Below are 25,713 nucleotides of genomic sequence, written 5' to 3'. Positions count from 1 at the left end.
CGCCTGTGACATCACCGTGTCTGCCCGGCCTGGTCAGGAACGCACGCGGGCTGGCAGGATCGCGCGCATGTCCAAGCTGCTCCCCCGGCTCGGCAGGCGCCGGGCGTTCCAAGTCGCGGCGGTCGGTGCCGTCGCCCTCGCGCTGCTGGCGTGGTGGCTGCTGCCCCTGGGCGAGTCCCCGCCGACCGGGACGATCGTGTTCAGCACCGGGACGAAGCGCGGTGTGTACCAGGAGTACGGCCAGCGGCTGCGCAGCGAACTCGACAAGGACATGCCGGGGCTGACGGTGAAGCTGCTGAGCAGCGCGGGTTCGCAGGAGAACGTGCAACGGGTGGCGACCGGCGAGGCCGACTTCACCATCGCGGCGGCCGACGCGGTGGAGACGTACCGGCTCAGGAACGGACCCGGCGCGCGGGACCTGCGCGGTGTGGCCCGGTTGTACGACGACTACATGCAGCTCATCGTGGCACGCGACTCCGATGTGCACTCGGTCGCGGACCTGCGGCACAAGCGGGTGGCCATAGGGCCGGTCGACTCCGGGGTGCGGCTGATCGCCGACCGGATCCTCAGAGCGGCCGGCATCGACCCGGTCAAAGACATCACGCCCCTGGCCGACGGGATCGACAACGGGCCCGACCAGCTGAGCGAGGGCCACATCGACGCGTTCTTCTGGTCGGGCGGCCTGCCGACCAAGGGACTGTCCGAGGTGGCCCGCACGTTCGCCATCCGGTTCATCCCGATGGGGACCGATCTCGTGGCGAAGCTGCGCGGCCAGGGCGACGTCACCCGCTACTACCGCACCACCAGCATGCCCGAGTCGGCCTATCCGTCCGCCGAGCAGAGCGCGCCCGTGCCGACGATCGCCGTCTCCAATCTGCTGATCACCCGCAAGGACCTGGACCCGAAGCTGACCGAGTGGCTGACCCGTACGGTGATCAAGAGCCGTGACGACATCGGCAGCCATGTCCACTCCGCCCAGCTGGTCGATCTGCGCACCGCGATCTACACCGATCCGCTGGCCCTGCACGAGGGCGCACGGCGGTACTACCGGTCCGTCAAACCGTAGCCATCACCGCGGGAGCGACCGGACGGCGGTCGCGAGCGGTGGGTGGCTGCTCCCGGTGCCGGGCGGCCGGACGGCGGGCCCTGCGGTCGTGCCCGGGCCCGCGGAAGCGGTCCGGTCCGCGGACCCCACGGTCATTCACCTCCCGGCGGTCCGGCCCCTCACCGCACGGGCGCGGTGCGGGCCGACGGGCTGTGCCTGGGCACCGTCACCGTCACCGTCAGGCCCCGCGGCGCGTGATGGCCGTACTCGATCGAGCCGCCGCCCGCCGCGAGCAGAGCCCGGGTGATGGACAGGCCGAGGCCGGAGCCCTTGATGTTCTGATGGCGTCCGCTGCGCCAGAAGCGGTCGCCGACGCGGGCCAGTTCCTCGTCGGTCAGGCCGGGTCCGGTGTCCCTGACGACGACCGTCGCGCACTCGCCGTTGGAGGCGACGGCCACTTCGACCACGCCGTCCTCCGGCGTGAACTTCACCGCGTTGTCGATCACCGCGTCCAGGGCGCTGGACAGCGTGATCGGGTCGGCCCAGCCGGTGGTCGGCGGGCAGTCGCCGGCCAGCCGGACGCTCTTGGCCCCGGCGGCCGGCGCCCAGGCGGCCACCCGCTCGGCGGCGAGCTGCCCGATGTCCGTGAGCCGCAGGTCCGCCTCGGCGTGCTCGGCCAGCGCGAGGTCGAGCAGGTCGTCCAGGACCTGGGCGAGCCGTCTGCCCTCGGTCTGTACGGAGGCGATCTCCTCGTTGCCCGGGGGCAGTTCGAGGGCGAGCAGTTCGATGCGCAGCAGCAGCGCCGAGAGCGGGTTGCGCAACTGGTGCGAGGCGTCGGCGACGAAGGCGCGCTGCTGTTCCAGCACGCTCTCGACGTTGTCCACCATCTCGTTGAACGAACGGGCCAGCCTGCGCAGTTCCGGCGGCCCCCCGGCCACCGCCACCCGTGACTTCAGGCGCCCGGTGGCGATGTCGTGGGTGGTGGCGTCCAGGACGCGTACGGGCCGCAGCACCCAGCCGGTCAGCCGCAGGGCGGCGCCGACGGCCAGCAGCATCGCGGCGAACTCACCGGTGGCGATGAGCAGCCAGCCGCGCAGTGTCCTGGACCGCATGGCTCCGGTCGGCGAGTCGGTCACCACCACGGCCATGACGTCGCCGTCGCGGATCACCGGGGAGGCGACGACGAGCCGGCTGCGCTGCCAGGGCCACACCTGCTGCGGGTCGTGGCTGCGCCGGCTGAGCAGCGCCTCCTCGAAGGCGTCGCGCACCTCGCCCGCCCCGGGCAGCAGCCAGTCGCCGGGCGCGTTCGCCATCGGTGAGGCGTTGCGGTAGAAGACGCCCGCGCGGATGCCGTAGACCTCGTAGTAGCTGGTGAGTTCGCGGCGCAGGGTCTCCTTGCGCTCGTCCTCGGTCGAACGGCGCGACCCGGTGGGCGCGTCGGTGACGAACTGGGCCAGCGCGGCGAACCGGGCGGTGTCGTCGATCCGGTCGACGACCACCGTCTGCTGCTGGGCGGCGGCGCCGCCGGTGGCGAGCGGGAAGCCGAGCGCGAGCAGCACCGCGGCCATCAGGACGATGAGCAGCGGGAGAAGACGTGTGCGCACCCGTCCCCGCTATGCGGCCGGGGCGACGAGCCGGTAGCCCACGCCGCGTACGGTCTCGATCAGCGCGGGCAGGCGCAGTTTGGCGCGCAGCGAGGCGACGTGCACCTCCAGGGTGCGCCCGGTGCCCTCCCAACTGGTGCGCCAGACCTCGCTGATGATCTGTTCCCGCCGGAACACCACGCCCGGCCGCTGGGCGAGCAGCGCGAGCAGGTCGAACTCCTTGCGGGTCAGCTGGACGACGGTGCCGTCCACCGTGACCTGACGGTTGGGCAGCTCGATCTGCACCGGGCCGAGGAGCAGCGCGCTCTCGCCGCTGCTCACGGCGTCCTCGTGGACGGTGCGCCGGCCGACGGCGTGGATCCGGGCGAGCAGTTCCCCGGTGTCGTACGGCTTCACCACGTAGTCGTCCGCGCCGAGGTTGAGGCCGTGGATGCGGGAGCGGACGTCGGAGCGCGCGGTGACCATGATCACCGGGGTGTTGGTGCGTTTGCGGATCTTGCCGCACACCTCGTAGCCGTCCTGGTCGGGCAGGCCGAGGTCGAGGAGCACCACGCCGAAGCCGGGGCCTTCGGGAACGAGCGCCTGAAGCGCTTCCTCGCCGCTGCGGGCGTGCGTGACGTCGAACCCGTGCCGGGCCAGGACCGCGGACAGTGCGGCTGCGACGTGGTTGTCGTCCTCGACGAGCAGCAGTCTCATTCCGGCCCCCTCCGGTTCAGCGGTCGTGCGGTCCCGGTTCGCGACCGGCCCGCAAGAATAAGCTTCCAGGAACAAGAAGTCGTCCACGCGCGCGTGGACGAGATCGCGTCTTCCAACTGCAGTCACGCTGATGGAGGATGACGGCGTCAAGAGTCTGCCGGTTACCCAGCGCATCCGTTACGGGGCCGATACGTGACCAGCGCACAACTGCTACGACACGTGTCCGATTGCTATCGGATTGTGATGCTCAGATTCCCCTCAGATGTGCTGACGGTCGTCGCACAGGGTCATTACTGTCCTCCGAAACCGAGGAGGACGGAGCCTGAGAGCGATGACCGAAGTATCGGTGGCCAAGGAAGACGTGGCCGCGACCGGCGATCTGGTCGTCCTGAATAGCGTCAACAAGCACTTCGGCGCGTTGCACGTGCTCCAGGACATCGATCTGACGATCGCTCGCGGTGAGGTCGTGGTGGTGATCGGACCCTCCGGGTCCGGCAAGTCGACCCTGTGCCGCACCATCAACCGCCTGGAGAGCATCGATTCGGGCACCATCACGATCGACGGCAAGCCGCTGCCCCAGGAGGGCAAGGAACTGGCCCGGCTGCGGGCGGACGTCGGAATGGTGTTCCAGTCGTTCAATCTCTTCGCGCACAAGACCGTGCTCGAAAACGTGATGCTGGGTCAGGTCAAGGTACGCAGGACGGACAAGAAGCAGGCCGAGGAGACGGCCCGGACCCTGCTCGACCGGGTCGGCGTGGGCACCCAGGCGGACAAGTACCCGGCGCAGCTCTCCGGCGGTCAGCAGCAGCGCGTCGCCATCGCACGCGCCCTGGCGATGGACCCGAAGGTGATGCTGTTCGACGAGCCGACCTCCGCGCTGGACCCCGAGATGATCAACGAGGTCCTGGAGGTCATGCAGCAACTCGCCCGAGACGGCATGACCATGATCGTCGTCACCCATGAGATGGGCTTCGCGCGCTCGGCCGCGAACCGCGTGGTCTTCATGGCGGACGGCCGCATCGTGGAACAGTCCGCGCCGGACCAGTTCTTCAGCAACCCGCGCAGCGACCGGGCCAAGGACTTCCTGTCGAAGATCCTGCACCACTGACGGCGCCCGCCCGCCTTCCGGACGACGCCCCGGCACCGCCGGCGGGTGGTCCGGGCGGCGGGCGACACCGGCACACGGACCGGACGACGCCCCGACGGCACCGGCCCACGGCCCCGGCGCCCCGATACGCAGTCCGGGAAACCGGCGAGTCCCCCGCACCCCGCACGTCCCGACGAGTCCGCTGCACCCCGCACGGCCGACGGGTCCCCCACGCACTCAGCACGGCCCGACGACGCCCGTACGCATCCCGCACGACCGGGGTTCAACCGCACCGACGGCCCGCTTCCTCACCACACGAAGGATGTTCACCATGAAGCTCCGCAAGGTCACCGCAGCCTCGGCCGCCGTGCTCGCCCTCTCCGTGGCCGCCACCGCGTGCAGTTCCGGCAAGAAGGACGACGGTGGTTCCTCGGGCAACGGGGACAAGATCGCCATCGGCATCAAGTTCGACCAGCCCGGCGTCGGCCAGAAGACCCCCCAGGGCTACTCGGGCTTCGACGTGGACGTGGCCACCTACGTCGCCAAGAAGCTCGGCTACGACGCGAACCAGATCGAGTGGAAGGAGTCCAAGAGCGCCGACCGCGAGACGATGCTCAAACGCGGTGACGTGGACTTCATCGTCGCCTCCTACTCGATCACCCCGGAGCGCCAGCAGCTGGTGGACTTCGCCGGTCCGTACCTCCTGGCCCACCAGGACGTGCTGCTCCGCGCGGACGACAACAGCATCAAGGCGCCCGCGGACCTCAACAACAAGAAGCTGTGTTCGGTGACCGGTTCGACCTCGGCGCAGAACGTGCACGACAAGCTGGCCCCCAAGGCCAACCTGCAGCAGTACCCGACGTACTCGGCGTGCCTGAACGGTCTGCAGAACGGCGCCATCGACGCGCTCACCACGGACGACGACATCCTCGCCGGCTATGCCGCGCAGTCGCAGTTCAAGGGCAAGTTCAAGCTCGGCGGCTTCAAGATGACCAACGAGAACTACGGCATCGGCGTCAAGAAGGGCAGCGACCTCAAGGACAAGATCAACAAGGCCCTCGGGGAGATGTCCTCCGACGGTTCCTGGCAGAAGGCCGTGGACGCCAACTTCGGTCCGGCCAACTACAAGAACGAGCCCGCGCCGAAGATCGGCGACATCAAGAGCTGAGGCAGCGCCCGGCCGGTGCGCCGCTCCCGGAGCGGCGCACCAGGGCATCCCTACACGCGGAAGCGCGGGAGATCGTGTTCGACTTTCTTGAAGGTTACGACCTGCTGGGGGCCTTCTGGACGACGGTGCAGCTGACGCTGCTGGCCGCCGTCGGCTCCCTGATCTGGGGCACCCTGCTGGCCGCCATGCGGGTGGGCCCGGTGCCGCTGATGCGCGGTTTCGGCACCGCGTACGTGAACATCGTGCGGAACATCCCGCTCACGGTGATCATCCTGTTCAGCTCGCTCGGCCTCAACCAGACGCTGAGCATCAACCTCGGCTCGGACGACTTCAAGGTCATCAACTTCCGCCTCGCCGTGCTCGGGTTGATCGTCTACACGTCCGCCTTCGTGTGCGAGGCGCTCAGGTCCGGCATCAACACCGTGCCGGTCGGGCAGGCCGAGGCGGCCCGGGCGATCGGCCTCAACTTCACCCAGGTACTGGGCCTCGTGGTGCTGCCGCAGGCGTTCCGGGCGGCCGTCGGTCCGCTGGCCAACGTCCTGATCGCGCTGACCAAGAACACCACCGTGGCCGCCGCGATCGGCGTGGTGGAGGCCGCGTACCTGATGAAGGAAATGGTCGAGAACGAGGCGCAGTTGGTGCTGATCTCAGCCATCATCGCCGTCGGCTTCTGCTGCCTCACGCTGCCGACCGGGCTGATCCTCGGCTGGGTGGGCAAGAAGGTGGCGGTGAAGCGATGAGTTCGGTCCTGTACGACTCCCAGGGCCCGCGCGCCAAGCGGCGCAACGTCCTCTACACGGCGGTCTTCATCGTCGCCCTGGCCGCCGTCCTGTGGTGGGTGTTCAGCACCCTCGCCGACAAGGACCAGTTGGCCTGGGAGAAGTGGAAGCCGTTCCTGAGCGGCACCGAGGCGTACTCGACGTACATCTGGCCCGGCCTGGAGAACACGCTGAAGGCCGCGGCGCTGGCCATGGTCATCGCGCTGCCGCTGGGCGCGGTCTTCGGCATAGCCCGGCTCTCGGACCACGTCTGGGTGCGGGTACCGGCCGCGATCGTGGTCGAGTTCTTCCGGGCGATCCCCGTGCTGGTGCTGATGGTCTTCGGGCTCGCCCTGTACTCCGAGTACACCGACGTCAGCTCGGACAACCGTCCGCTCTACGCGGTCGTCACCGGTCTCGTGCTGTACAACGCCTCGGTTTTGGCCGAGATCGTGCGGGCCGGCATCCTGTCGCTGCCCCGGGGCCAGTCCGAGGCCGCGATGGCGATCGGTCTGCGCAAGGGCCAGACGATGCAGGTGGTCCTGCTGCCGCAGGCGGTCACCGCGATGCTCCCGGCGATCGTCAGCCAGCTCGTGGTGATCGTGAAGGACACGGCGATCGGTGGCGCGGTCCTGACCTTCCCCGAACTGCTCTCCTCGGCCAACACGATGAGCAGCTACTACGGGGCCAACACGATCGCGTCCTTCACCGTCGTGGCCCTGATCTTCATTGTGATCAACTTCTCGCTCACCTCGTTCGCGGGCTGGCTGGAGCGGCGGCTGCGGCGGGGCAGGAAGTCCACGGGCGTCGTGGTCGGCGCCGGCACGGTCGACGAACTGGCCGCTCCCGGCGAACACGGCGACGTGACGAGGACCGGCTGAGCCTGACGGGGAGCTGAGCGCCGGACCGGGCCGGTGAGCAGCCGACGTGACCCGAGTGACCGGCCTCGTGGACCGACTGGCCTGGGCGGGGCGCGATCAGCCCGGCGATCCCCATCAGCCCGATGAGCCGATGAACTGACGAAGCGACAACAGTACGGGGCAGTGGCATGATCGCCACTGCCCCTGGTCACTTGACGCAAACACCGGCAATGGGTTGCATACGTTCTGTGATCGCGCACCCTGCTCCACCTTCCTGTTCACCCACGTCCGTCCAGGCACACCTGCGGGCAGGGGGCGCCGCGCCGTGGACCCGGTGATCATCGTCGGAGCGGGGCCCGTCGGGCTCACGCTCGCCCTGGCGCTGGCCCGTCAGGAGGTGCCGTCCGTCGTCCTGGACGAGGGTCCCGGTACGGACGAACCGCGCACCGCGCGCACCGTCGTGCTGCGCGAGGACACCGCCGCGCTGGCGACCCGGCTCACCGGCGTCCCGCTCGCCGAGCGCGGGCTGCACTGGGCCGGATGGCGGTCGCTGCGGCGCAAGCAGGTGATGGGCGAGATCGAGTTCGGCGACACCGAGCCCCGCCCGCTGCATCTCGCCCAGCATGTGCTGACCGGCGCCCTGCGCGCAGCGCTCGCCGACGAACCACTGGTCAGGCTGGTGCTCAACAGCCGCCTCGACACGATCGAACAGGAACCGTCGGGCGTCACCGCGCACACCCGGGACCCGGGCGGCACCTGGTGGCGCGGCAGCTACCTCGTCGGATGCGACGGCCCCCGCTCCACCGTGCGCAAACTCCAGGACATCCGCTTCCCCGGCCGTACGGCGGTGGAACGGCACGCCGTCGCCGCGCTGCGCGCCGAACTGCCCCAGCCGGACTGGGCGTTGCTGCACCGGCTGCCGCCGTGGCGGGTGTCCGGGCCGTCCGCCGGGGAGGTGACCGCCCGTCCGCTGCCGGACGGCGTGTGGCGCCTGGACTGGCTGCTGCCGCCCGGCAAGGACCTCGTCACACCCGAACTCCTGGTGGGACGCGTCCGCGAGACCCTGGCCGGCTGGACGGGCGGCAGCACACCGCCGTACGACCTCCTCGACACCGGAGTCCACACGGTCCACCACCGGCTCGCCCGGCGGTGGCGCGCGGGCCGGGTCTTCCTCGCCGGGGACGCCGCCCACCTGCTCGGCGCGCTCGGCACCCAGGGCCTGGACGAAGGGCTCCGGGACGCCGACAACCTCGCCTGGAAGCTGGCCCCGGCCTGGCACCACGGCCCGCACGAGGCGCTGCTCGACAGCTATCAGGCGGAGCGGCGTGCCGCGGTCGCCGCGCGGCTGCGCGCCGCCGACCAGGCGCTGCCGATACTGCGCGGCGGTGGCGGGCTGCGCTCGTACGTCCCCGGCGTCGCCCGCGGGCACGACGCGCTGCTCACCGACGGCCACCTGGGCCGGGGGCCGCTCGGCGCTCCCGGGCTGTACGCCGACTCGCCGCTCGCGCCCGGGCACCTCGACGCGCAGATCCCGGTCGACACGCCGCCCGGCGCGCAGATCACGGACGTGCGGGTCACCGCGGAGGACGGCGCCTTCGTCCGGCTGCGGGACCGCCTCGGTCGCAACGCACTGCTGGTCGTACTGATCGCACCGGGCACGGGCGTGTGGGACCGCAAGCACTGGGTGACCGCCGGGGTCATGCCCCGGCTGGCCGCCGCGGTGACCGCGCTGCCGCACCCGGCCGAACTGCTGGTGGCCGAGGCCTACCCCGGCGCACCCGCGCACACCGTGCTGCTCGTGCGCCCGGACGGGCACCTGGTCACCGCGCTGGGCGGAGTCCGTCCGGCCGACCTGTACTCGGCCGCGCAGGCGGCGCTGGGCAGCGCGGCCGAGGAGGAGACGGAGGCCACGGCCGGGGCGGGCGCCGGCACGCACTGATCACCCTCACGCGCCCCCACGCGCTCCCGAGCGCCCGTCCACATACCGAGGCCGGGTTGACCACCGAGCCTTTGCAGTGGTGTACTCCGCTTCGTGATCGACACTTGTGTGCACCTGTGGCGGAGGGTCCATATGGACCTGGTCCGCTATGCAGGCTGTGTGTGTCGCCGTAGCTGCTGAATTCGCATCCCTCTCTCTCCTGAGCGCGCCGCGCCGCCCCAGCCGCCGCGCGCTTTCGCGAACTCTCCACCGGACGGTGCACGTGTCTGTCTCTCCCTCCGCTTCCGCTCCATCCGCCACCCCGGCCGCCGGCTCCGCCCCGGCCGCGCCCACCCAGGCGGACCTGCTCGACTTCGTACGGCGGACCGCCGCCGACGCCGGACTGATCGCCTCGCTTCCGCTCGACCCGGAGGGTCGCACCTGGGTGCACCTGGAAGGTCCGGGCGGCAGCGAGGCGTGGCTGATCGGCTGGCCGCCCGGCACCGGTACCGGCTGGCACGACCACGCCGAATCGATCGGCGCGTTCCTCACCGCGGCCGGCGAGCTGAAGGAGAACTCCCTCGCCGCCCGGCTGCCCACCGACGGCTGGAAGACGCTGGAACTGTCCGAGGACGTGGACCGCGAGCGGCAACTGCCCGCCGGACGGGGCCGTTCCTTCGGTCGGCACCATGTCCACGAGGTGCTCAACGAGTCCACCGCCCGCCATGCCATCTCCGTCCACGCCTACTACCCGCCGCTGCCGCGGATCCGCCGGTACAGCCGCAGCGGCCCGGTACTCCGTCTGGAGCAGGTCGAACGCCCCGAGGACTGGCAGTGAGCGAGTCGGCCGGCCACGAGTCAGCGGGACGCAACCGGGACGAACGGCCGCTCGGCATCGACGAGTTGCTGACCCGGGTCCGTGCTGACTACCGGCGGATCGAGTCCCGTGAGGCGTACGAAGCCGCACAGAACGGGCAGGCCCTGCTGGTCGACATCCGGTACTCGGCGCTGCGCGAGCGCGACGGGCTGATCCCCGGCGCACTCGTCGTGGAACGCAACGAACTGGAGTGGCGTCTCGACCCCCAGGGCAGCCACCGCACTCCCGAGGCCACCAGCCACGACCTGCGCATCGTGGTGATCTGCAACGAGGGTTACGCATCCAGTCTGGCGGCCGCCTCCCTGCACCGGCTCGGCCTGCACCGGGCCACGGACCTGATCGGCGGCTTCCAGGCGTGGCGGGCAGCGGGACTGCCGGTGACGCCCTGACCCACCGGGGGACAGGTCCATCGGGCCTGCATCGGCGCTCCGACCGCTGACGCCCTGCGCCCTGGCCCCCGGGACGGCCGGACGGAGCAAGCGTCAGCACTCCTTCCGGTGATGTCCTGACCCGCTGAGGACGACAACCACCCGGCTCCGGTGGGTCAGTACCCCTCCCCGTCGAAAAACTCCGTGTCCTCGCCCTCTTCCTCCAGCGCCTGTCTGACCACCCGGAGGGCCATGCCCTCGGGGTACCCCTTGCGGGCCAGCATCCCGGCCAGGCGCCGTATCCGCTTGTCCCGGTCGAGACCTCGGGTGGCCGGCAGCTTCCGGGCGACCAGGTCGCGAGCGGTCGCCTCCTCCCGTTCGGCGTCGACTTGGGCCACGGCCTCGTCGATCAGCGCCGGATCGACTCCCTTGGTCCGCAGTTCCCGGGCGAGCGCACGGCGGGCCAGCCCTCTGCCATGGTGCCGGGACTCCACCCAGGCGTCGGCGAATGCGCTGTCGTCGATCAGGCCGACCTCCTCGAACCGTGACAGCACCTCCTCCGCGACCTCCTCCGGAATCTCCCGCTTGCGCAGGGCGTCCGCGAGTTGCCTGCGGGTGCGCGGAGTTCCGGTGAGCAGGCGCAGACAGATCGCCCGCGCCTGCTCGGCCGGGTCCCGCGGAGCTTCCCCCCTCTCGGCCCTCGACGAGGAGGAGGATTCTGCGTCTTCGCCGGACGGCTCCCCGAAGCCGCGCCGACGACGCCCGCGTGCACCACCGCCACGGCGTCCCCCACCGCGTGGCCCGTGACCATGCCCCCCGTCGTCCTGGTCACCGCCCCCGTGCGGCCCCCAGCCGTGGGACTCGGCGCTGTACGGGGCCGGTGGTCCGTGGGGACCGTAGGCGTCGGCCCCGCCGCGGGATCCGCTCCCGAACAGCCGGCCGTCGTCGAACGCACCCTCGCCGTCCCTGCCGTCGCCCTCCCGGGCGGGCCCGACGCCGCCTCTGCCCGTCCGCTCCCGGGGAGCGTCGAGGTGCGCGTACTCGGCCCAGTCGGTTCGTCGTGTCACGGGTCAGCTCTTGGCTGCGGCGGCCTTGGGCTTGGTGGCCTTGGCGGCTGCCGGAGCGGGCGTCGTCTTCGCCTGGTCGCCCGAAGCGGTGGCGGCCGCCGCGTCCGTGCCCGGCTCGGCGGCGGGCTCCTCCGGCCGTACGCCGACGCCCAGCTTCTCCTTGATCTTCTTCTCGATCTCGTTGGCCAGGTCCGGGTTGTCCTTGAGGAAGTTGCGCGCGTTCTCCTTGCCCTGGCCGAGCTGGTCGCCCTCGTACGTGTACCAGGCACCCGCCTTGCGGACGAAGCCGTGCTCCACGCCCATGTCGATCAGGCCGCCCTCACGGCTGATGCCCTGGCCGTAGAGGATGTCGAACTCGGCCTGCTTGAAGGGCGGGGCGACCTTGTTCTTGACGACCTTGCACCGGGTGCGGTTGCCGACCGCATCCGTGCCGTCCTTCAGCGTCTCGATGCGGCGGATGTCGATACGCACCGACGCGTAGAACTTCAGCGCCCGGCCACCGGTCGTGGTCTCCGGCGAGCCGAACATGACGCCGATCTTCTCGCGGAGCTGGTTGATGAAGATGGCGGTGGTCTTGGACTGGTTGAGCGCGCTGGTGATCTTCCGCAGCGCCTGGCTCATCAGGCGGGCCTGCAGACCCACGTGGCTGTCGCCCATCTCGCCCTCGATCTCCGCGCGCGGGACGAGCGCGGCGACGGAGTCGATGACGATCAGGTCGAGCGCACCGGAGCGGACCAGCATGTCCACGATCTCCAGCGCCTGCTCGCCGTTGTCCGGCTGGGAGAGGATCAGGTTGTCGATGTCGACGCCCAGTTTGCGCGCGTACTCGGGGTCGAGGGCGTGCTCCGCGTCCACAAACGCGACCTGGCCGCCGGCCTTCTGCGCGTTCGCCACGGCGTGCAGGGTCAGGGTCGTCTTACCGGAGGACTCCGGTCCGTAGACCTCGACGACACGGCCGCGCGGCAGGCCACCGACACCGAGCGCCACGTCGAGCGCGGTCGACCCGGTCGGGATGACCTCGATGGGCTCCATCGACCGCTCGCCCATGCGCATGACCGCGCCCTTGCCGAATTGCCGTTCAATCTGCGCGAGCGCGGCATCGAGTGCCTTCTCGCGGTCGGTTGCTGCCATGGGCTCCACCCGGTTTGCTTGAGTCGATCGCTTCACGTCAAAGACGCTAACGCCTGCCACTGACAATGCGTCCCGACGCCGACCCGGCCTGTGGATAACTCCCGTACTTCTCCACCCGAACCGGGCCGAACCCCCCGTCGAGAACCTCGCCCGGACCTCCATGAGAATGGATGTTCGATTTTCATGTCAAGCGCGTCCCCCGGCACTTCCGTCACTCTGCGGCCGCACACCGACACCGCCGGACGCACCTGCCTCCCCCGGCTGCTGCGCGAATCTCCACGCTGCTTCCCACGGCGTACGGCAGGTGCCTCCGACCGGACGACGACCTCGGGCGACGCGCTCGGGAACCTTGGCGCATGGATCATCCGCGCCCGGTCGAACGTCTCTGCCACGCGATCGGCCTGCTCCTCGTCGTCTCCGGCCTCGTGCACCTGGCGGTGTTCGCCGTCGACGGAGGCTCCTGGTACGGGCCCGTCTCCTGGCGCAAGCCCGTCACGTTCGGGCTCTCGTTCGGTGTGACGCTGATCGCGGTCACCTGGGTCACCTCGTATCTGCGGATCGGGCGGCGGCCGCGCACCGCGCTGCTCGCCGTGTTCGCCGCCGACTGCGTGGTGGAGGTCGGCGGCATCACCCTGCAGGCATGGCGCCGGGTGCCCTCCCACCTCGACATGGAGACGCCCTTCGACACGGCGGTGTCCATGACGCTCGCGGTCGGCGGCGGTGTGCTCGTGGTGCTGCTCACCGGGTTCGCGGTCGCGGCCTTCCGCTACCGGCCGGCGGGTCCCGTGGGCATGCCGGCGGCGGTGCGCGCCGGATTCGCCGTCCTGCTCGTGGCGCTGGCCTCGGGCGCAGCGATGATCGCGCGCGGGGTGGTGCTCACCCGGACCGGCCACCAGGAGGCCGCCTACCGTTCGACGGCCCCGCTGAAGCCACTGCACGCGGTCAGTCTGCACGCCGTGCTGGTCCTGCCTGCGCTGGCCTGGCTGCTGTCCCGTACGTCCTGGAGTGAACGGGCGCGGCGGCGGATCATGACCGCGGCGATCGGCTGCTACGCGACCGCGGTCGCCGCGGCCGGGGTATGGGCGGTCCTCACCTATTGATACCTGTTGAACTTGATACCTATGGATGCCTATTGAGCGCGGCGGGTTCCGGGTGCCGGACGCGGCGGTCGCCGGGTGCGGTGCCGCGCGGTGTGCGGCCCACCGGGCGGCACCGCACCCGGACCCTCGGACGCGGTCTTCAGACGGAGCCTTCCTCCTGCGCCTCCGGCTCCCCCCGCTCCGGGCGCCGCGTCCACTGCGCCCACACCCGCGAGAGAAGACCGGGACCTCTCGACCCGCGCACCGGATGACCCTGTACCCGGGGGTCGTCGGTGACGTCGTACCGCTTCACGTACGCGCCCAGGAACGCCTGCAGCGTGGCGACCGCGGGGATGGCGATCAGCGCGCCGACGGCACCCAGCAGCGCGGTGCCCGCGATGACGGATCCGAACGCGACCGCGGGGTGGATGTCGACGGTCTTCGCGGTGAGCTTGGGCTGCAGCCCGTAGTTCTCGAACTGCTGGTAGATCACGACGAAGATCAGCACCCACAGCGCGTACCAGGGGTCGACCGTGAACGCGATCAGCATGGGCAGCGCACCCGCGAGATACGTGCCGATGGTCGGGATGAACTGGGAGACCAGGCCCACCCAGACGCCCAGGACGGGGGCGTACGGCACGCCCAGGGACTGCAGCAGGATGTAGTGCGCGACCCCGGAGATGAGCGCCATGAGGCCGCGGGAGTACAGGTAGCCGCCCGTCTTGTCCACGGCGATCTCCCAGGCGCGCAGCACCTCCGCCTGGCGGGCGGGCGGCAGCACGGAGCACAGGGCGCGGCGCAGCCGTGGCCCGTCCGCGGCGAAGTAGAACGAGAACAGTGCGACCGTCAGCAGTCGGAACAGGCCGCCGAGCACCTGGGCGGACACGTCGAGCACCCCGGCGGCGCTGGTCTGCGCGTACTTGCGCAGCCAGTCGGAGTGCAGCAGCCCCTCCTGGACGTCGACCCGTCGGATGTCGGTGTGGAACGTGTTGTTGACCCAGTTGATGACCGAGTCGAGGTAGTCGGGGAAATCCTCGACGATCTTGACGATCTGGCCCGCGAGCGCCGAGCCGAGCAGGGTGACGAAACCCGCCGTGAAGACCGCCAGGCCGAGGAAGACCAGGAACGTGGCGAGCCCGCGGCGCAGGCCGCGCGAGGCCATCCAGCTCACCGCGGGCTCGATGGCGAGCGCCAGGAAGAACGCGATGAGGATGTTGATCAGCAGGCCGGTCAGCTGGTGGAAGGCCCAGCTGCCCAGCTGGAACGAGGCGATCAGGGCGAGCGCGAGCACCATGGCACGTGGCAGCCAGCGCGGCATGCGGGCGCGCGCCGGGCTGCCCGCCAAAGGTTGGGCGGGCGGCGTCGCGTCGGGCGGTGATGCGTTCCGGGTGATCTGGGCCGTGTCGTCAGTGGATGCCACGGGGCAAGTCTCGCCCACGGCACCGACAGCCCGCTGCCCCCTCCGGTCTTCGTGACCGATCAGCGCTGTTCCCCGGGTACGTCCATGACGGTGCAGACCACGTGCCACACGTCCTTGGCGGCCCAGCCGGCGTCCAGCGCCTGGTGCACCGTGCGTCCGCCCAGCTCCGCCATCACATGATCGCGCGCGAAGGTGTCGGAGTACCCCGGACCGAAATGGTCCGCCATCCGCTGCCAGAAGACCGTCAACCGCATGATTCCAGTATCCCGCCCCTAGGAGTGGGCCCAGCCGGGTACGGCATGCCGGGAACGCTTTCCGCCCTACGGTCTGACGCATGGCCGAAACCGGAGCTTCCGCACTCTCTCCTGCGCCCTCGGTGCGTTCCCCGCTTTTCCACGCCGAGCACTTCGTCTGGCTTCACGCGCGCGTGCTGGAGCAGCGCCTGTTCGCCCACCATTTCCTGAACGGCGGCGCCGACCCGGTGGAGCGGGCGTTGGACGCCTACCGCAACGAGGACGGCGGGTACGGCCACGCCCTGGAGCCCGATCTGCGCGGCCCGGTCAGCCAGCCGCTGCACACCGGTCACGCGCTGGGCGTGCTGGACGTCATCGGGCGGTGCGGCGGACAGCGGGTGGAGCGTGTGTGCCGCTATCTGACATCGGTGTCCACCCCGGACGGCGCCCTGCCCGCGGTCGATCCCCGCCAGCGTGGCTACCCGACCGCCCCGTACGTCCCGGTCGTGGACCGCCCGCCGAGCGATCTTCTCGCCACCGGTCCGGTGGTCGGCCTGCTGCACCGCAACGAGGTGTGGCACGCCTGGTTGTTCCGGGCCACGGACTTCTGCTGGCGGGCCGTGGAGTCGCTGGAGCCGGCCCGTCCGGGTGAGATCGAGGCGGCGGTGGCCTTCCTGGACGCGGTGCCCGACCGCCCGCGCGCGGAGGCGGCCGCCGATCGGCTGGGCCGCCTGGTGCGGACGCAGCGGCTCGCGACGCCGGCTGCCGACCGCTCGACGGACCGTCCCGTCACGGCGGCCCACCCCTACGGTGAGCAGAGCTTGCGGCGTTTCCCGCACGACTTCGCCCGAACCCCGCGCTCCCTCGCGCGCGCCTGGTTCACCGACGACGAGATGGCACGCTCGCTGGACCTCCTGGCCGCACAGCAGCAGGAGGACGGCGGCTGGCCGAGCCGCGTCCCTCAGTGGGTCCCCGGTAACGCCCTGGAGACCCGTGGCACGGCCACGATCGAGGCCCTGCGGACCCTGCAGGCGCACGGCCGCCCCGTGGGCTGAGCGGTCCGGGGACGGCCGGGCGCGCAGCCCGCGCGACGCGCACGTCCCTGTCGCCTACGCGCGTCCCTTTGCCGTCAGCCGGCCAGGGCGCGCACGCCCGCCGTCACCAGCACGGCCGCCGCGACGACGAGCAGGAACGGTGCGCGCAACAGCAGCACCACGGCCGCCGCCGCAAGCCCCGCGGCCCGGGCGTCCAGCACCAGCGCGTGCCCGTCGGCGAACGTCTGCTGGGCCGTGAGGGCGGCGAGCAGGGCGACGGGCAGCAGGACGGCGAGACGTTTGACGAGCGGCCGCTCCAGTGCGCCCGCGGGCACCAGCAGCCCGGAGAGCTTGACGGCGTAGCAGCCGAGGGCGGTCGCGCCGATGGCTATCCAGATGTTCAACGTACTCGTGCTCCCTCTGTCAACTGATCGGGCAAGTCATCGCGGACTGCACGTCGTCACAGTCCAGAGGTGCTGTCACGGCCCAGAGGCGTCGCCGCGGGCGGCCCGTCCCCTGCGGAGGCCCGCCACGACCAGGACGAGCGGCGCCGCGAGCGCGGCCAGCAGGACCGGTACGCCGGCGGGCAGGACGGGCAGCAGGCCGAGCCCCAGGAGCACCGCGAGGCCCGCCACGGCGCGCTCGGTCACCGACGTGAGCATGGGCGCGAGCAGCGCCAGGAAGACGGCGGGACCGGCCGCGTCGAGGCCCCACGCGTCGGTGTCCCCGATGGCCTCCGCACCCAGTGCGCCGAGCAGCGTGGTGAGGTTCCACAGCACGTACAGGCTGAGCCCGGTGACGAGAAACCCGAGACGGGCGGTGCGCCGGGTCGGCTGCGCCAGTGACACCGCGGTGGTCTCGTCGATCACCCACTGGGCCGCGAACGGCCGCACCACGCGCGCGAGGGCGAGCAGTTGTGACAGCCGCAGCCCGTAGAACGCGTTGCGCGCGCCCAGGAAGAAGGCGCCCGCGGCGGCGGTGAGCGGTCCGCCTCCGGCCGCCAGGGCTCCCACGAGCGCGAACTGGGAGGCGCCGGTGAACACCAGGAGGCTGAGCGCACAGGTCTGCAGCACGCTCAGCCCGGCGCCAGCCGAGGTCACCCCGAAGGCGAACCCGGACAGCCCCACGGCGATTCCGACTCCTAGGGCGTCCCGGACGACGGCGGAATCGGTCTTGTCACCGTTTCCGTCTCCGTCTCCGTCTCCGGGGCGTATGTCTGCGAGAGCTGTCTGTTCTGCCACGCCCCGGACGGTACGGCCGGTCGTCGCCGCGGGTCTTGTACGTTCTTGCGCTCGCGCTGGTACGCCCCGGGCGGAACGCCGACGATCCGGGTGAAATGACGGTTGAGGTGCGGCTGGTCGGTGAATCCGACGGTGACGGCGGCCTCGGCCGGTGTCGTGCCCGCGTCCAGCAGGCGCCGCGCCCGGCGCACCCGGGCGTCGGTCAGCCAGGCGTGCGGCGGCATGCCGTAGACGTCGCGGAACGCCCGCAGCAGGGCGAAGGGACTGGTTCCGAGGCCGGCGGCGAGCTGTTCCAGTGTGGGCGGCTCGGTCATCCGGTCGTCCAGCACGGCACGCGCGCGTGCGGCGGTCCGGGCCCCCGCCGACCGCACCTCGCGCCGGGGCGCCGGCCCACCGTTCAGCCGCAGCAGCCGGGTCACGGCCACCCGCAGCAGGGTGTCCGCGGCCAGCGCGTTGCCCTCGTCCGCGGCGCGGAGCACCTGGTGGACCAGGCCGGCCGCATGGGGGTCGTCGAGGACGGCGCTGATGAAGCCGGGGGTGCCGCGGATCCCGGTGGTCTCGGCCGCTATCCCGGCCACCAGGCCTGGCAACGGGTAGACCGCGCCGTACCGCCAGCCCTCGGGGACGCCCGCCCGGCCGGTGTGCGAGGTCTCCGGGTTGACCAGCGCCAGCGCTCCCGGTCCGACGTACACGTCGGACCCGCGGTGGCGGAACACCTCGACACCGTCCGCGATGGCCGCGATCACGAAGTGCTCGTGGGTGTGCCGGACGAAGGTCTTGTGGATGTAGCGGGCGCGCAGCAGGTCGACACCGGGCAGTTCCTCGTACTGCCAGTGCCGTGCCAGTTCCCCCGGTCCCGCCATGGCAGCATTCTCCGTCACTTCGGCACTTCGGCGCTCCATCGCCCCGGCAGCCCGGCACTCCGGCGTCGGCACCCGCCGCCGACCGCTGGTCACCCCGGCCAACGACTACGTTTACGCAGGTCAGAGCGTTTGTCAGTGCTCGGGTGCAGGATGGACGCATGGTCAGCTCCGCACATCGAGCCCTCGACGGCTTCTCCCCCGCGACCCGCGGCTGGTTCACGGGGGCCTTCTCCGCGCCCACCGCGGCCCAGGCGGGCGCGTGGCAGGCCATCCGGCAGGGCTCGGACGTGCTGGTGGTGGCCCCGACCGGTTCCGGCAAGACGCTGGCCGCGTTCCTCGCCGCTCTGGACCAGTTGGCCTCCACCCCTCCCCCGGCCGACCCGAAGAACCGCTGCCGGGTGCTCTACGTCTCGCCGCTCAAGGCCCTCGCCGTCGACGTCGAGCGCAACCTGCGCAGCCCTCTGACCGGTATCCGGCACGAGTCCGTGCGCCTGGGCCTGCCCGAACCGGAGGTGAAGGTCGGCATCCGCTCCGGTGACACCCCGGCGGCCGAGCGGCGTGCCCTGTCGACACGCCCGCCGGACATCCTGATCACCACTCCCGAGTCCCTGTTCCTGATGCTGACCTCGGCCACCCGGGACGCGCTGACCGGCGTCGAGACGGTGATCCTGGACGAGGTGCACGCGGTCGCAGGTACCAAGCGCGGCGCGCATCTCTCGCTCTCCCTGGAGCGGCTGGACGAACTGCTCCCCAGGCCCGCCCGCCGCATCGGCCTGTCGGCGACCGTCCGGCCGGTGGACGAGGTGGCCCGGTATCTCTCGCCGCGCCGCAAGGCGGAGATCGTGCAGCCGGAGTCCGGCAAGGAGTTCGACCTCTCCGTCGTCGTCCCGGTTGAGGACCTCGGCGAGCTGGCCGGCTCCCCGGTCGCCGACGGCTCCGAGGGCGCGGAGCGGCCGTCGATCTGGCCGCATGTGGAGGAGCGGATCACCGACCTGGTGCAGGCCCACCGGTCGACGATCGTGTTCGCGAACTCCCGGCGCCTCGCCGAGCGCCTGTGCAACCGGCTCAACGAGATCGCCTACGAACGGGCGACCGGGGAGCCCATGGCGGAGCATCACTCCCCCGCCCAGCTGATGGGCGGCTCGGGTGCGGCCCAGGGCGCACCTCCGGTCATCGCGCGCGCCCACCACGGGTCGGTCTCCAAGGAACAGCGTGCCCTCGTCGAGGAGGACCTGAAGGCCGGCCGGCTGCCCGCCGTGGTGGCCACCTCCAGCCTGGAACTGGGCATCGACATGGGCGCGGTCGACCTCGTCGTCCAGGTGGAGTCGCCGCCCTCCGTCGCTTCCGGTCTGCAGCGGGTCGGCCGCGCGGGCCACCAGGTGGGGGCCGTCTCCACCGGGGTGGTCTTCCCGAAGTACCGCGGCGACCTGGTGCAGGCCGCCGTGGTCACCGAGCGGATGCGCACCGGCGCCATCGAGTCGCTGAAGATCCCGGCGAACCCGCTGGACGTCCTCGCCCAGCAGCTGGTCGCCATGACGGCGCTGGACACCTGGCAGTTCGACGATCTGCTGGCCGCCGTGCGCCGCGCCGCGCCGTTCGCGTCACTCCCGGAGTCCGCGTTCACGGCCGTCCTGGACATGCTCGCGGGCCGCTATCCGTCCGACGCCTTCGCCGAACTGCGCCCGCGCGTGGTCTGGGACCGGATCGCGGGGACGATCACCGGCCGCCCCGGCGCGCAACGGCTCGCCGTCACGTCCGGCGGCACCATCCCCGACCGGGGCCTCTTCGGAGTCTTCCTGGCCGGCGCGGACCCCAAGAAGGGTGGCGGCCGGGTCGGCGAACTCGACGAGGAGATGGTCTACGAGTCACGCGTGGGAGACGTCTTCACCCTGGGCACGAGTTCCTGGCGCATCGAGGACATCACACGCGACCGCGTCCTGGTCTCGCCGGCGCCCGGCGTGCCGGGCAGGCTCCCCTTCTGGAAGGGCGACCAGCTCGGCCGCCCGCTCGAACTGGGCCGGGCCGTGGGCGCGTTCCTGCGCGAAGTCGGCTCGCTCCCCAAGGACGACGCCCGGCTGCGGCTGCTCGCCGCGGGACTCGACGCCTGGGCCGCGGACAACGTCCTGTCCTACCTGGACGAGCAGCGCGAGGCATGCGGTCATGTCCCCGACGACCGCACGATCGTCGTGGAGCGCTTCCGCGACGAACTGGGCGACTGGCGTGTCGTCGTCCATTCCCCCTTCGGGGCCCAGGTGCACGCCCCGTGGGCACTCGCGCTGGGTGCCCGCCTGTCCGAGCGCTACGGCATGGACGCGCAGGTCATGCATGCCGACGACGGCATCGTGCTGCGCCTGCCCGACGCCGATCTGATGGGCCTGGACCTGCTCGACCACGAACCTGCGAAGGCGTCCACGGCGTACGACGCCGACCAGGCGCCCGTCGGCGCGGCGGACGTCGCCTTCGACAAGGGCGAGGTGGACCAGGTCGTCACCGACCAGGTGGGCGGCTCTGCGCTGTTCGCTTCCCGGTTCCGCGAGTGCGCCGCCCGCGCCCTGCTGCTGCCGCGCCGCAACCCCGGCCGTCGTACCCCGCTGTGGCAGCAGCGCCAGCGTGCCGCTCAACTGCTCCAGGTCGCGAGCGAGTTCGGCTCGTTCCCGATCGTCCTGGAGGCGGTCCGCGAGTGCCTCCAGGACGTCTTCGACGTCCCCGGGCTGGTCGAGCTGATGGGCGACATCGAGTCCCGCCGGGTCCGCCTGGTCGAGGTCACCACCCCCGAACCGTCGCCGTTCGCACGTTCCCTCCTGTTCGGCTACGTCGCCCAGTTCCTGTACGAGGGGGACTCCCCGCTGGCCGAACGCCGGGCCGCCGCCCTGTCCCTGGACTCGCGGCTGCTGGCCGAGTTGCTGGGCCAGGCGGAGCTGCGCGAACTGCTCGACGCGGAGGTGCTGACCGAGCTGGAGCGGGAGCTCCAGTGGCTCACCGAGGACCGCCGGGTCAAGGACGCCGAGGGCGTGGCCGACCTGCTGCGGCTGCTCGGACCGCTCACCGAGGCCGAGCTTGCCGAGCGCGGCGCCGACCCGCGGTGGGCCGGGGAACTGGCCGCCGCCCGCCGGGCCATCCGGGTCCGGATCGCCGGGGCCGGCCACTGGGCCGCGGTGGAGGACGCGGGCCGCCTGCGCGACGCCCTCGGCACGGCGCTGCCGGTGGGAGTGCCCGAGGCGTTCACCGAACCGGTCAAGGACCCGCTCGGCGACCTCCTCGCCCGGTACGCCCGCACCCATGGCCCGTTCACGTCGGCCGCCGCCGCGGCCCGCTTCGGCCTGGGGGTGGCGGTCACGGAAGGTGCCCTCCAGCGGCTCGCCGCGGGCGGCCGGGTCGTTCAGGGCGAGTTCCATCCCGCGGGGATCGGCCAGGAGTGGTGCGACGCGGCCGTGCTGCGCAGGCTGCGCCGGCGCTCCCTGGCCGCGCTGCGGCACGAGCTGGAGCCGGTCCCGCCGCCCGCGCTCGCGCAGTTCCTGCCGCAGTGGCAGCACATCGGGAGGGGCCACGGTCTGCGCGGCGCCGACGGGCTGGTGCGCGCCGTCGAGCAACTGCAGGGCGCCCCCGTCCCGGCGTCCGCCCTGGAGAAACTGGTCCTGCCGTCGCGCGTGGCGAACTACACCGCGTCGATGCTCGACGAACTCACCTCGGCCGGGGAGATCGTCTGGGCGGGAGCGGGGGCGCTGCCCGGCAAGGACGGCTGGTTGTCGCTGTATCTGGCGGACGCGGCCCCGCTGCTCCTGCCGCCGCCCCACCCCCTGGAGCTGACCGCGCTGCACCAGTCCGTACTGGACACCCTCTCCGGCGGGTACGGCTTGTTCTTCCGGCAGATCGCCGACCAGATCCGCGCCACCACGCACCCCGACGCCACCGATCCCCAACTCGCCGACGCCCTGTGGGACCTGGCCTGGTCCGGGCGGCTCACGAACGACACGCTGGCCCCGATGCGGTCCCTGCTGGGCTCGGGCCGCACGGCGGGTTCCACGGCCCACCGTGCCAAGCGCACGGTGCCACGTGGCCGCTACGGCTCCCTGACGGCCGCCGCCCGGCCCGTCTCCCGGGCGGGCCCGCCGACCGTCGCGGGCCGCTGGTCCGTGCTGCCGCAGCGCGAGCCCGACACCACCGTGCGCGCCCACGCACTGGCCCGTACGCTGCTCGACCGGCACGGTGTGGTCACCCGCGGGGCGGTCGCCGCCGAGGGCGTGGAGGGCGGCTTCTCGGCCGTCTACCGGATCCTGTCCGCGTTCGAGGAGAGCGGCCAGGCCCGGCGCGGCTATGTCGTCGAAGGACTGGGCGCGGCGCAGTTCGCGATGGACGGTGCCGTCGACCGGCTGCGAGCGGTGGCCAACGCCCGGGAGCGTGGCGACGGTCTGCCCGCCGTGCCCGGCTCCGGTAATGGCGGCCGAGAGCCCGAATGGGACGACGCCCATGGCTTCGGCCACGGCGCCTTCCCGGGCGCCGACGCAACCTGGAACGACAACTTCCCGGGCACACTCGCGAACGATGCCTTGCCCGAGGCCTCCCTGGCCCCCGGCCCAACCGGGAACAACGGCCTCCCGCGCTCCGGCGCATCCGAGGCCGACCCCTCACCCGCCGCCTGCGACCAGCCCTCCGCCGCCCTCGGCGCGGACCCCAACTCCTTCGACCCCACCTCCTTCGGCCCGGCCTCCTCCGACCCGACTCCCACCGGATTCGATGCCGCGCACGGACTCGGCACGGCGGGCGCGCCGGACCCGGACGACGGGTTGCCCTGGCCGGCGGACCACCGCCCGGCACCGGGGGACTACGTCTCTCCCAAAGACCTCAGAGATCACCGAGACCCCCGGGACCTCGCCTCACCGGGGCTCGGCGGCCCCCGAGGCGGCCAGGCACTGCCGTACGGTGCCGGATACGGCAACCGCCGTCCCCGTACCCCCGCCTCAGCCTCCGCCCCCGACCGCCGTCCCCGTGCATCCGCCGCCGACGGCCGGGCGGTCGTCCTCGCCGCCGCCGACCCGGCGAACGCCTTCGGATCGGCCCTCCCCTGGCCCGAGCCACCGAGCGGGGCCGGGCACAAACCGGGCCGCAAGGCGGGCTCGCTGGTGGTCCTGGTGGACGGCGAGCTGACGCTCTACATGGAGCGCGGCGGCAAGACCTTGCTGGCCTGGCCCGCCGCTCCGGACACCGAACCCGCCGACGACCCCCGCCTGCACACCGCCGCGGACGCGCTGGCGGCCGCGGCCCGTGCCGACGCCCTCGGCACGATCACGGTGGAACGGATCAACGGCGCCTCGGCCCTGACCTCCCCCATCGGCGCCCTGCTGGAAGGAGCCGGCTTCGTGGCCACCCCACGCGGCCTGCGCCTCAGAGCGTGATCCACGGCGCACCGGCCGGACGGACGACGGATCGACGGCCACACCCCCATGCCCTCCGCCGAGCCGTCCTGGATCGTCCGCCCAGCCACCCCCAGCGTCCGTGCCGCCCCCTCCGCCTCTCACCACGCCCCGCGCCCGGCCCTCGGACACACCGCCCTGCCGTCCGCCCTCCGCCCCGTCACTCCCACCGCCCACCGTGCCACCCTTGACCCATGCCCGAAGGTGACACGGTCTGGCAAGCCGCGAGGCGGCTGCACGACGCGCTCGCGGGACGGGTGCTGACCCGCAGCGACCTGCGGGTGCCCCGGTACGCCACGGTCGATCTCACCGGGCGCACCGTCCTGGACGTCATCCCGCGCGGCAAGCATCTGCTCACCCGTATCGAGGGCGGCCTCACGCTGCACACGCATCTGCGGATGGACGGCGCCTGGCACGTGTACGGCGAGGGCCGGCGCTGGAGCGGCGGCCCGGCCCATCAGATCCGCGTCGTCCTGGGCACCGGGGAGCACACCGCGGTGGGCTACCGCCTGCCGGTCCTGGAACTGCTGCGCACCACCGAGGAATCCCGCGCCGTCGGGCATCTGGGCCCCGACCTGCTGGGCCCCGACTGGGATCCGGGAGCAGCCCTCGCCAACCTCCTCACCGACCCGGCCCGGCCCCTCGGCGAGGCACTGCTCGACCAGCGCAACCTGGCCGGCATCGGCAATGTCTACAAGAGCGAGCTCTGCTTCCTGCTCGGCGTCACCCCGTGGCTCGCCGTGGGCGCCCTGCCCGAGGACCGTGCCGCGCAGCTGCCCGCCCTCGCCAAGCGGCTCCTGGAGGCCAACCGCGACCGGCCGGTCCGCACCACCACGGGCCGGCGCGGCCAGGACCTGTTCGTCTACGGCCGCGCGCCCCGCCCGTGCCTGCGCTGCCACACCCCGGTCCGGGTGGCCGGCCAGGGGGACGGCTCCCGGGAGCGCCCCACCTACTGGTGCCCGGACTGCCAGCGGGGCCCGGCCCCGCAGCCGGGTTCCGCCCCGCTCCGCGGGATCCGCCCCCGCACCAGTAATTGACGAACCGTCAGAAACACTCGTACGGTCGCTCCATGCCCGTCAAGGCGTACGACCTCACCGGACGCACCGCATTCGTCACCGGCGCCGCGAGCGGCATCGGCCGGGCCTCCGCCGTGCTGCTCGCCGAGGCGGGCGCCACCGTGCACTGCGCCGACCGGGACCAGGCCGGCCTGGACGAGACGGCGGACCTGGTCAGGGCCCGGGGCGGCACCGCCCGCATCCACCGGCTGGACGTCACGGACCGGGCGCGGCTGCGGGAGGCCGTGCGATCCTGCGAGCAACTGGACGTGCTGGCGGCGATCGCCGGGATCATGCACAGCAGCCCGGTGCTGGAGACCCGTGACGAGGACCTCGACCGGGTGCTGGCCGTCAACTTCAAGGGCGTCCTCCACGCCTGCCAGGAGGCGGCACGCCTGATGCTCGACCGCGGCTCACGGGGCAGCATCATCACCATGGCCTCCGGCGCCGTCGACACCGGCGGCCCGGGGCTGCTCTGCTACGGCGCGGCGAAAGCAGCCGTGGTGCAGCTCACAAAAACACTGGCGACCGAGGTCGGACGGCACGGCATCCGGGTCAACGCGGTCGCACCGGGCTGGATCCGCACGCCCATGACCGAGCGCCACGACCACGCGGCGCAGGAGCACACCGAGGCGCTGATGTCCCGCATGGCGCCGCTGGGCCGGACCGGCACCGCGGAGGAGATCGCGCACGCCGTGCTGTACCTGGCGTCCGACGCGTCGTCGTTCACGACCGGCCAGATCCTGCGTCCGAACGGTGGCGTCGCGATGCCCTGGTGACGTCGCCGGCCCGCCAGGC

Annotated in this window: 23 protein-coding genes; 14 read left to right on the top strand and 9 right to left on the bottom strand. The window is 72.0% G+C overall.

All coding sequences use genetic code 11. From position 1 onward, the window contains the following. Window positions 1-67 precede the first annotated feature (67 nt). Window positions 68-1,066 carry a TAXI family TRAP transporter solute-binding subunit gene (locus ACFYPJ_RS34165; RefSeq protein WP_389025482.1) on the top strand — a complete coding sequence of 333 codons (999 nt, stop codon included), beginning with the start codon at window positions 68-70 and terminating at the stop codon, window positions 1,064-1,066. 158 nt (window positions 1,067-1,224) lie between these two features. On the opposite strand, the gene ACFYPJ_RS34160 is transcribed toward ACFYPJ_RS34165, so the two are convergent. Continuing rightward, complete coding sequence (locus tag ACFYPJ_RS34160; RefSeq protein WP_389025481.1) at window positions 1,225-2,649, bottom strand: ATP-binding protein; 1,425 nt, start codon at window positions 2,647-2,649, stop codon at window positions 1,225-1,227. Window positions 2,650-2,658: 9 nt separating this feature from the next. Beyond that, a complete protein-coding gene (locus ACFYPJ_RS34155) occupies window positions 2,659-3,345 on the bottom strand; it encodes a response regulator transcription factor (RefSeq protein WP_389025480.1) in 687 nt (228 codons plus the stop codon). 331 nt (window positions 3,346-3,676) lie between these two features. Here ACFYPJ_RS34155 and ACFYPJ_RS34150 point away from each other — a divergent pair, with 331 nt between their 5' ends. The 8 genes from ACFYPJ_RS34150 to ACFYPJ_RS34115 all read left to right on the top strand — a co-directional run bounded on the left by ACFYPJ_RS34150 (window position 3,677) and on the right by ACFYPJ_RS34115 (window position 10,402). Continuing rightward, window positions 3,677-4,453, top strand: a complete 777-nt coding sequence (locus tag ACFYPJ_RS34150; protein WP_389025479.1) for an amino acid ABC transporter ATP-binding protein — start codon at window positions 3,677-3,679, stop codon at window positions 4,451-4,453. Between the two features lie 310 nt (window positions 4,454-4,763). Continuing rightward, window positions 4,764-5,600, top strand: a complete 837-nt coding sequence (locus tag ACFYPJ_RS34145) for a glutamate ABC transporter substrate-binding protein (protein WP_389025478.1) — start codon at window positions 4,764-4,766, stop codon at window positions 5,598-5,600. 74 nt (window positions 5,601-5,674) lie between these two features. Continuing rightward, complete coding sequence (locus tag ACFYPJ_RS34140) at window positions 5,675-6,340, top strand: amino acid ABC transporter permease (protein WP_389025477.1); 666 nt, start codon at window positions 5,675-5,677, stop codon at window positions 6,338-6,340. Further along, the gene (locus ACFYPJ_RS34135) at window positions 6,337-7,239 is read left to right on the top strand and encodes an amino acid ABC transporter permease (protein WP_389025476.1); all 903 of its coding nucleotides are present in this window, start codon (window positions 6,337-6,339) and stop codon (window positions 7,237-7,239) included. Before ACFYPJ_RS34140 ends, ACFYPJ_RS34135 begins: the two co-directional genes overlap by 4 nt. Window positions 7,240-7,543: 304 nt before the next feature. After that, window positions 7,544-9,157: an FAD-dependent monooxygenase gene (locus tag ACFYPJ_RS34130; RefSeq protein ID WP_389025475.1), complete on the top strand. Its 1,614-nt coding sequence runs from the start codon at window positions 7,544-7,546 to the stop codon at window positions 9,155-9,157. A gap of 93 nt (window positions 9,158-9,250) precedes the next feature. Then, window positions 9,251-9,337: a putative leader peptide gene (locus ACFYPJ_RS34125; RefSeq protein WP_389025523.1), complete on the top strand. Its 87-nt coding sequence runs from the start codon at window positions 9,251-9,253 to the stop codon at window positions 9,335-9,337. Window positions 9,338-9,419: 82 nt separating this feature from the next. Next, entirely contained in the window at window positions 9,420-9,974 is a 555-nt protein-coding gene (locus ACFYPJ_RS34120; protein ID WP_389025474.1) for a cysteine dioxygenase, read from the top strand. Beyond that, window positions 9,971-10,402 (top strand): rhodanese-like domain-containing protein, encoded by a 432-nt coding sequence (locus tag ACFYPJ_RS34115; RefSeq protein WP_389025473.1) that lies wholly within the window; start codon window positions 9,971-9,973, stop codon window positions 10,400-10,402. The genes ACFYPJ_RS34120 and ACFYPJ_RS34115 overlap by 4 nt, the downstream gene beginning before the upstream one ends. A 155-nt stretch (window positions 10,403-10,557) precedes the next feature. Here ACFYPJ_RS34115 and recX read toward each other — a convergent pair whose 3' ends face one another. Both recX and recA read right to left on the bottom strand, forming a co-directional pair. Then, the gene (gene recX, locus ACFYPJ_RS34110) at window positions 10,558-11,448 is read right to left on the bottom strand and encodes a recombination regulator RecX (RefSeq protein WP_389025472.1); all 891 of its coding nucleotides are present in this window, start codon (window positions 11,446-11,448) and stop codon (window positions 10,558-10,560) included. 3 nt (window positions 11,449-11,451) lie between these two features. Continuing rightward, window positions 11,452-12,579 (bottom strand): recombinase RecA, encoded by a 1,128-nt coding sequence (recA, locus tag ACFYPJ_RS34105; protein WP_389025471.1) that lies wholly within the window; start codon window positions 12,577-12,579, stop codon window positions 11,452-11,454. Between the two features lie 356 nt (window positions 12,580-12,935). Between recA and ACFYPJ_RS34100 the strand changes: the two genes are divergently transcribed. Next, window positions 12,936-13,679 (top strand): hypothetical protein, encoded by a 744-nt coding sequence (locus ACFYPJ_RS34100; protein WP_389025470.1) that lies wholly within the window; start codon window positions 12,936-12,938, stop codon window positions 13,677-13,679. Between the two features lie 139 nt (window positions 13,680-13,818). On the opposite strand, the gene ACFYPJ_RS34095 is transcribed toward ACFYPJ_RS34100, so the two are convergent. Together ACFYPJ_RS34095 and ACFYPJ_RS34090 are read right to left on the bottom strand one after the other, a co-directional pair. Next, window positions 13,819-15,078, bottom strand: a complete 1,260-nt coding sequence (locus ACFYPJ_RS34095) for an AI-2E family transporter (protein ID WP_389025469.1) — start codon at window positions 15,076-15,078, stop codon at window positions 13,819-13,821. A gap of 59 nt (window positions 15,079-15,137) precedes the next feature. Continuing rightward, window positions 15,138-15,332, bottom strand: a complete 195-nt coding sequence (locus tag ACFYPJ_RS34090; RefSeq protein ID WP_389025468.1) for a DUF3046 domain-containing protein — start codon at window positions 15,330-15,332, stop codon at window positions 15,138-15,140. Window positions 15,333-15,412: 80 nt separating this feature from the next. Between ACFYPJ_RS34090 and ACFYPJ_RS34085 the strand changes: the two genes are divergently transcribed. Then, window positions 15,413-16,366, top strand: a complete 954-nt coding sequence (locus ACFYPJ_RS34085; protein ID WP_389025467.1) for a hypothetical protein — start codon at window positions 15,413-15,415, stop codon at window positions 16,364-16,366. Window positions 16,367-16,440: 74 nt separating this feature from the next. On the opposite strand, the gene ACFYPJ_RS34080 is transcribed toward ACFYPJ_RS34085, so the two are convergent. The 3 genes from ACFYPJ_RS34080 to ACFYPJ_RS34070 form a co-directional block, all read right to left on the bottom strand. Continuing rightward, the gene (locus ACFYPJ_RS34080) at window positions 16,441-16,749 is read right to left on the bottom strand and encodes an AzlD domain-containing protein (RefSeq protein ID WP_389025466.1); all 309 of its coding nucleotides are present in this window, start codon (window positions 16,747-16,749) and stop codon (window positions 16,441-16,443) included. A gap of 75 nt (window positions 16,750-16,824) precedes the next feature. Beyond that, on the bottom strand, window positions 16,825-17,586 hold the full coding sequence (locus tag ACFYPJ_RS34075; protein WP_389025465.1) for an AzlC family ABC transporter permease: 762 nt from the start codon (window positions 17,584-17,586) through the stop codon (window positions 16,825-16,827). Beyond that, on the bottom strand, window positions 17,487-18,449 hold the full coding sequence (locus tag ACFYPJ_RS34070) for an AraC family transcriptional regulator (protein ID WP_389025464.1): 963 nt from the start codon (window positions 18,447-18,449) through the stop codon (window positions 17,487-17,489). The genes ACFYPJ_RS34075 and ACFYPJ_RS34070 overlap by 100 nt, the downstream gene beginning before the upstream one ends. Before the next feature lie 158 nt (window positions 18,450-18,607). Here ACFYPJ_RS34070 and ACFYPJ_RS34065 point away from each other — a divergent pair, with 158 nt between their 5' ends. The 3 genes from ACFYPJ_RS34065 to ACFYPJ_RS34055 all read left to right on the top strand — a co-directional run bounded on the left by ACFYPJ_RS34065 (window position 18,608) and on the right by ACFYPJ_RS34055 (window position 25,694). Next, entirely contained in the window at window positions 18,608-23,842 is a 5,235-nt protein-coding gene (locus ACFYPJ_RS34065; RefSeq protein WP_389025463.1) for an ATP-dependent helicase, read from the top strand. A 212-nt stretch (window positions 23,843-24,054) separates the two neighbouring features. Then, complete coding sequence (locus ACFYPJ_RS34060) at window positions 24,055-24,897, top strand: DNA-formamidopyrimidine glycosylase family protein (protein ID WP_389025462.1); 843 nt, start codon at window positions 24,055-24,057, stop codon at window positions 24,895-24,897. 32 nt (window positions 24,898-24,929) lie between these two features. Beyond that, window positions 24,930-25,694: an SDR family NAD(P)-dependent oxidoreductase gene (locus ACFYPJ_RS34055; protein ID WP_389025461.1), complete on the top strand. Its 765-nt coding sequence runs from the start codon at window positions 24,930-24,932 to the stop codon at window positions 25,692-25,694. Window positions 25,695-25,713 lie beyond the last annotated feature (19 nt).

The sequence above is a fragment of the Streptomyces sp. NPDC006012 genome, assembly GCF_042871185.1.
In the GTDB taxonomy this organism is placed as follows: domain Bacteria; phylum Actinomycetota; class Actinomycetes; order Streptomycetales; family Streptomycetaceae; genus Streptomyces.
Note: the sequence above shows the minus strand (reverse complement) of the source record. Positions and strands in the feature narration are given on the sequence as shown.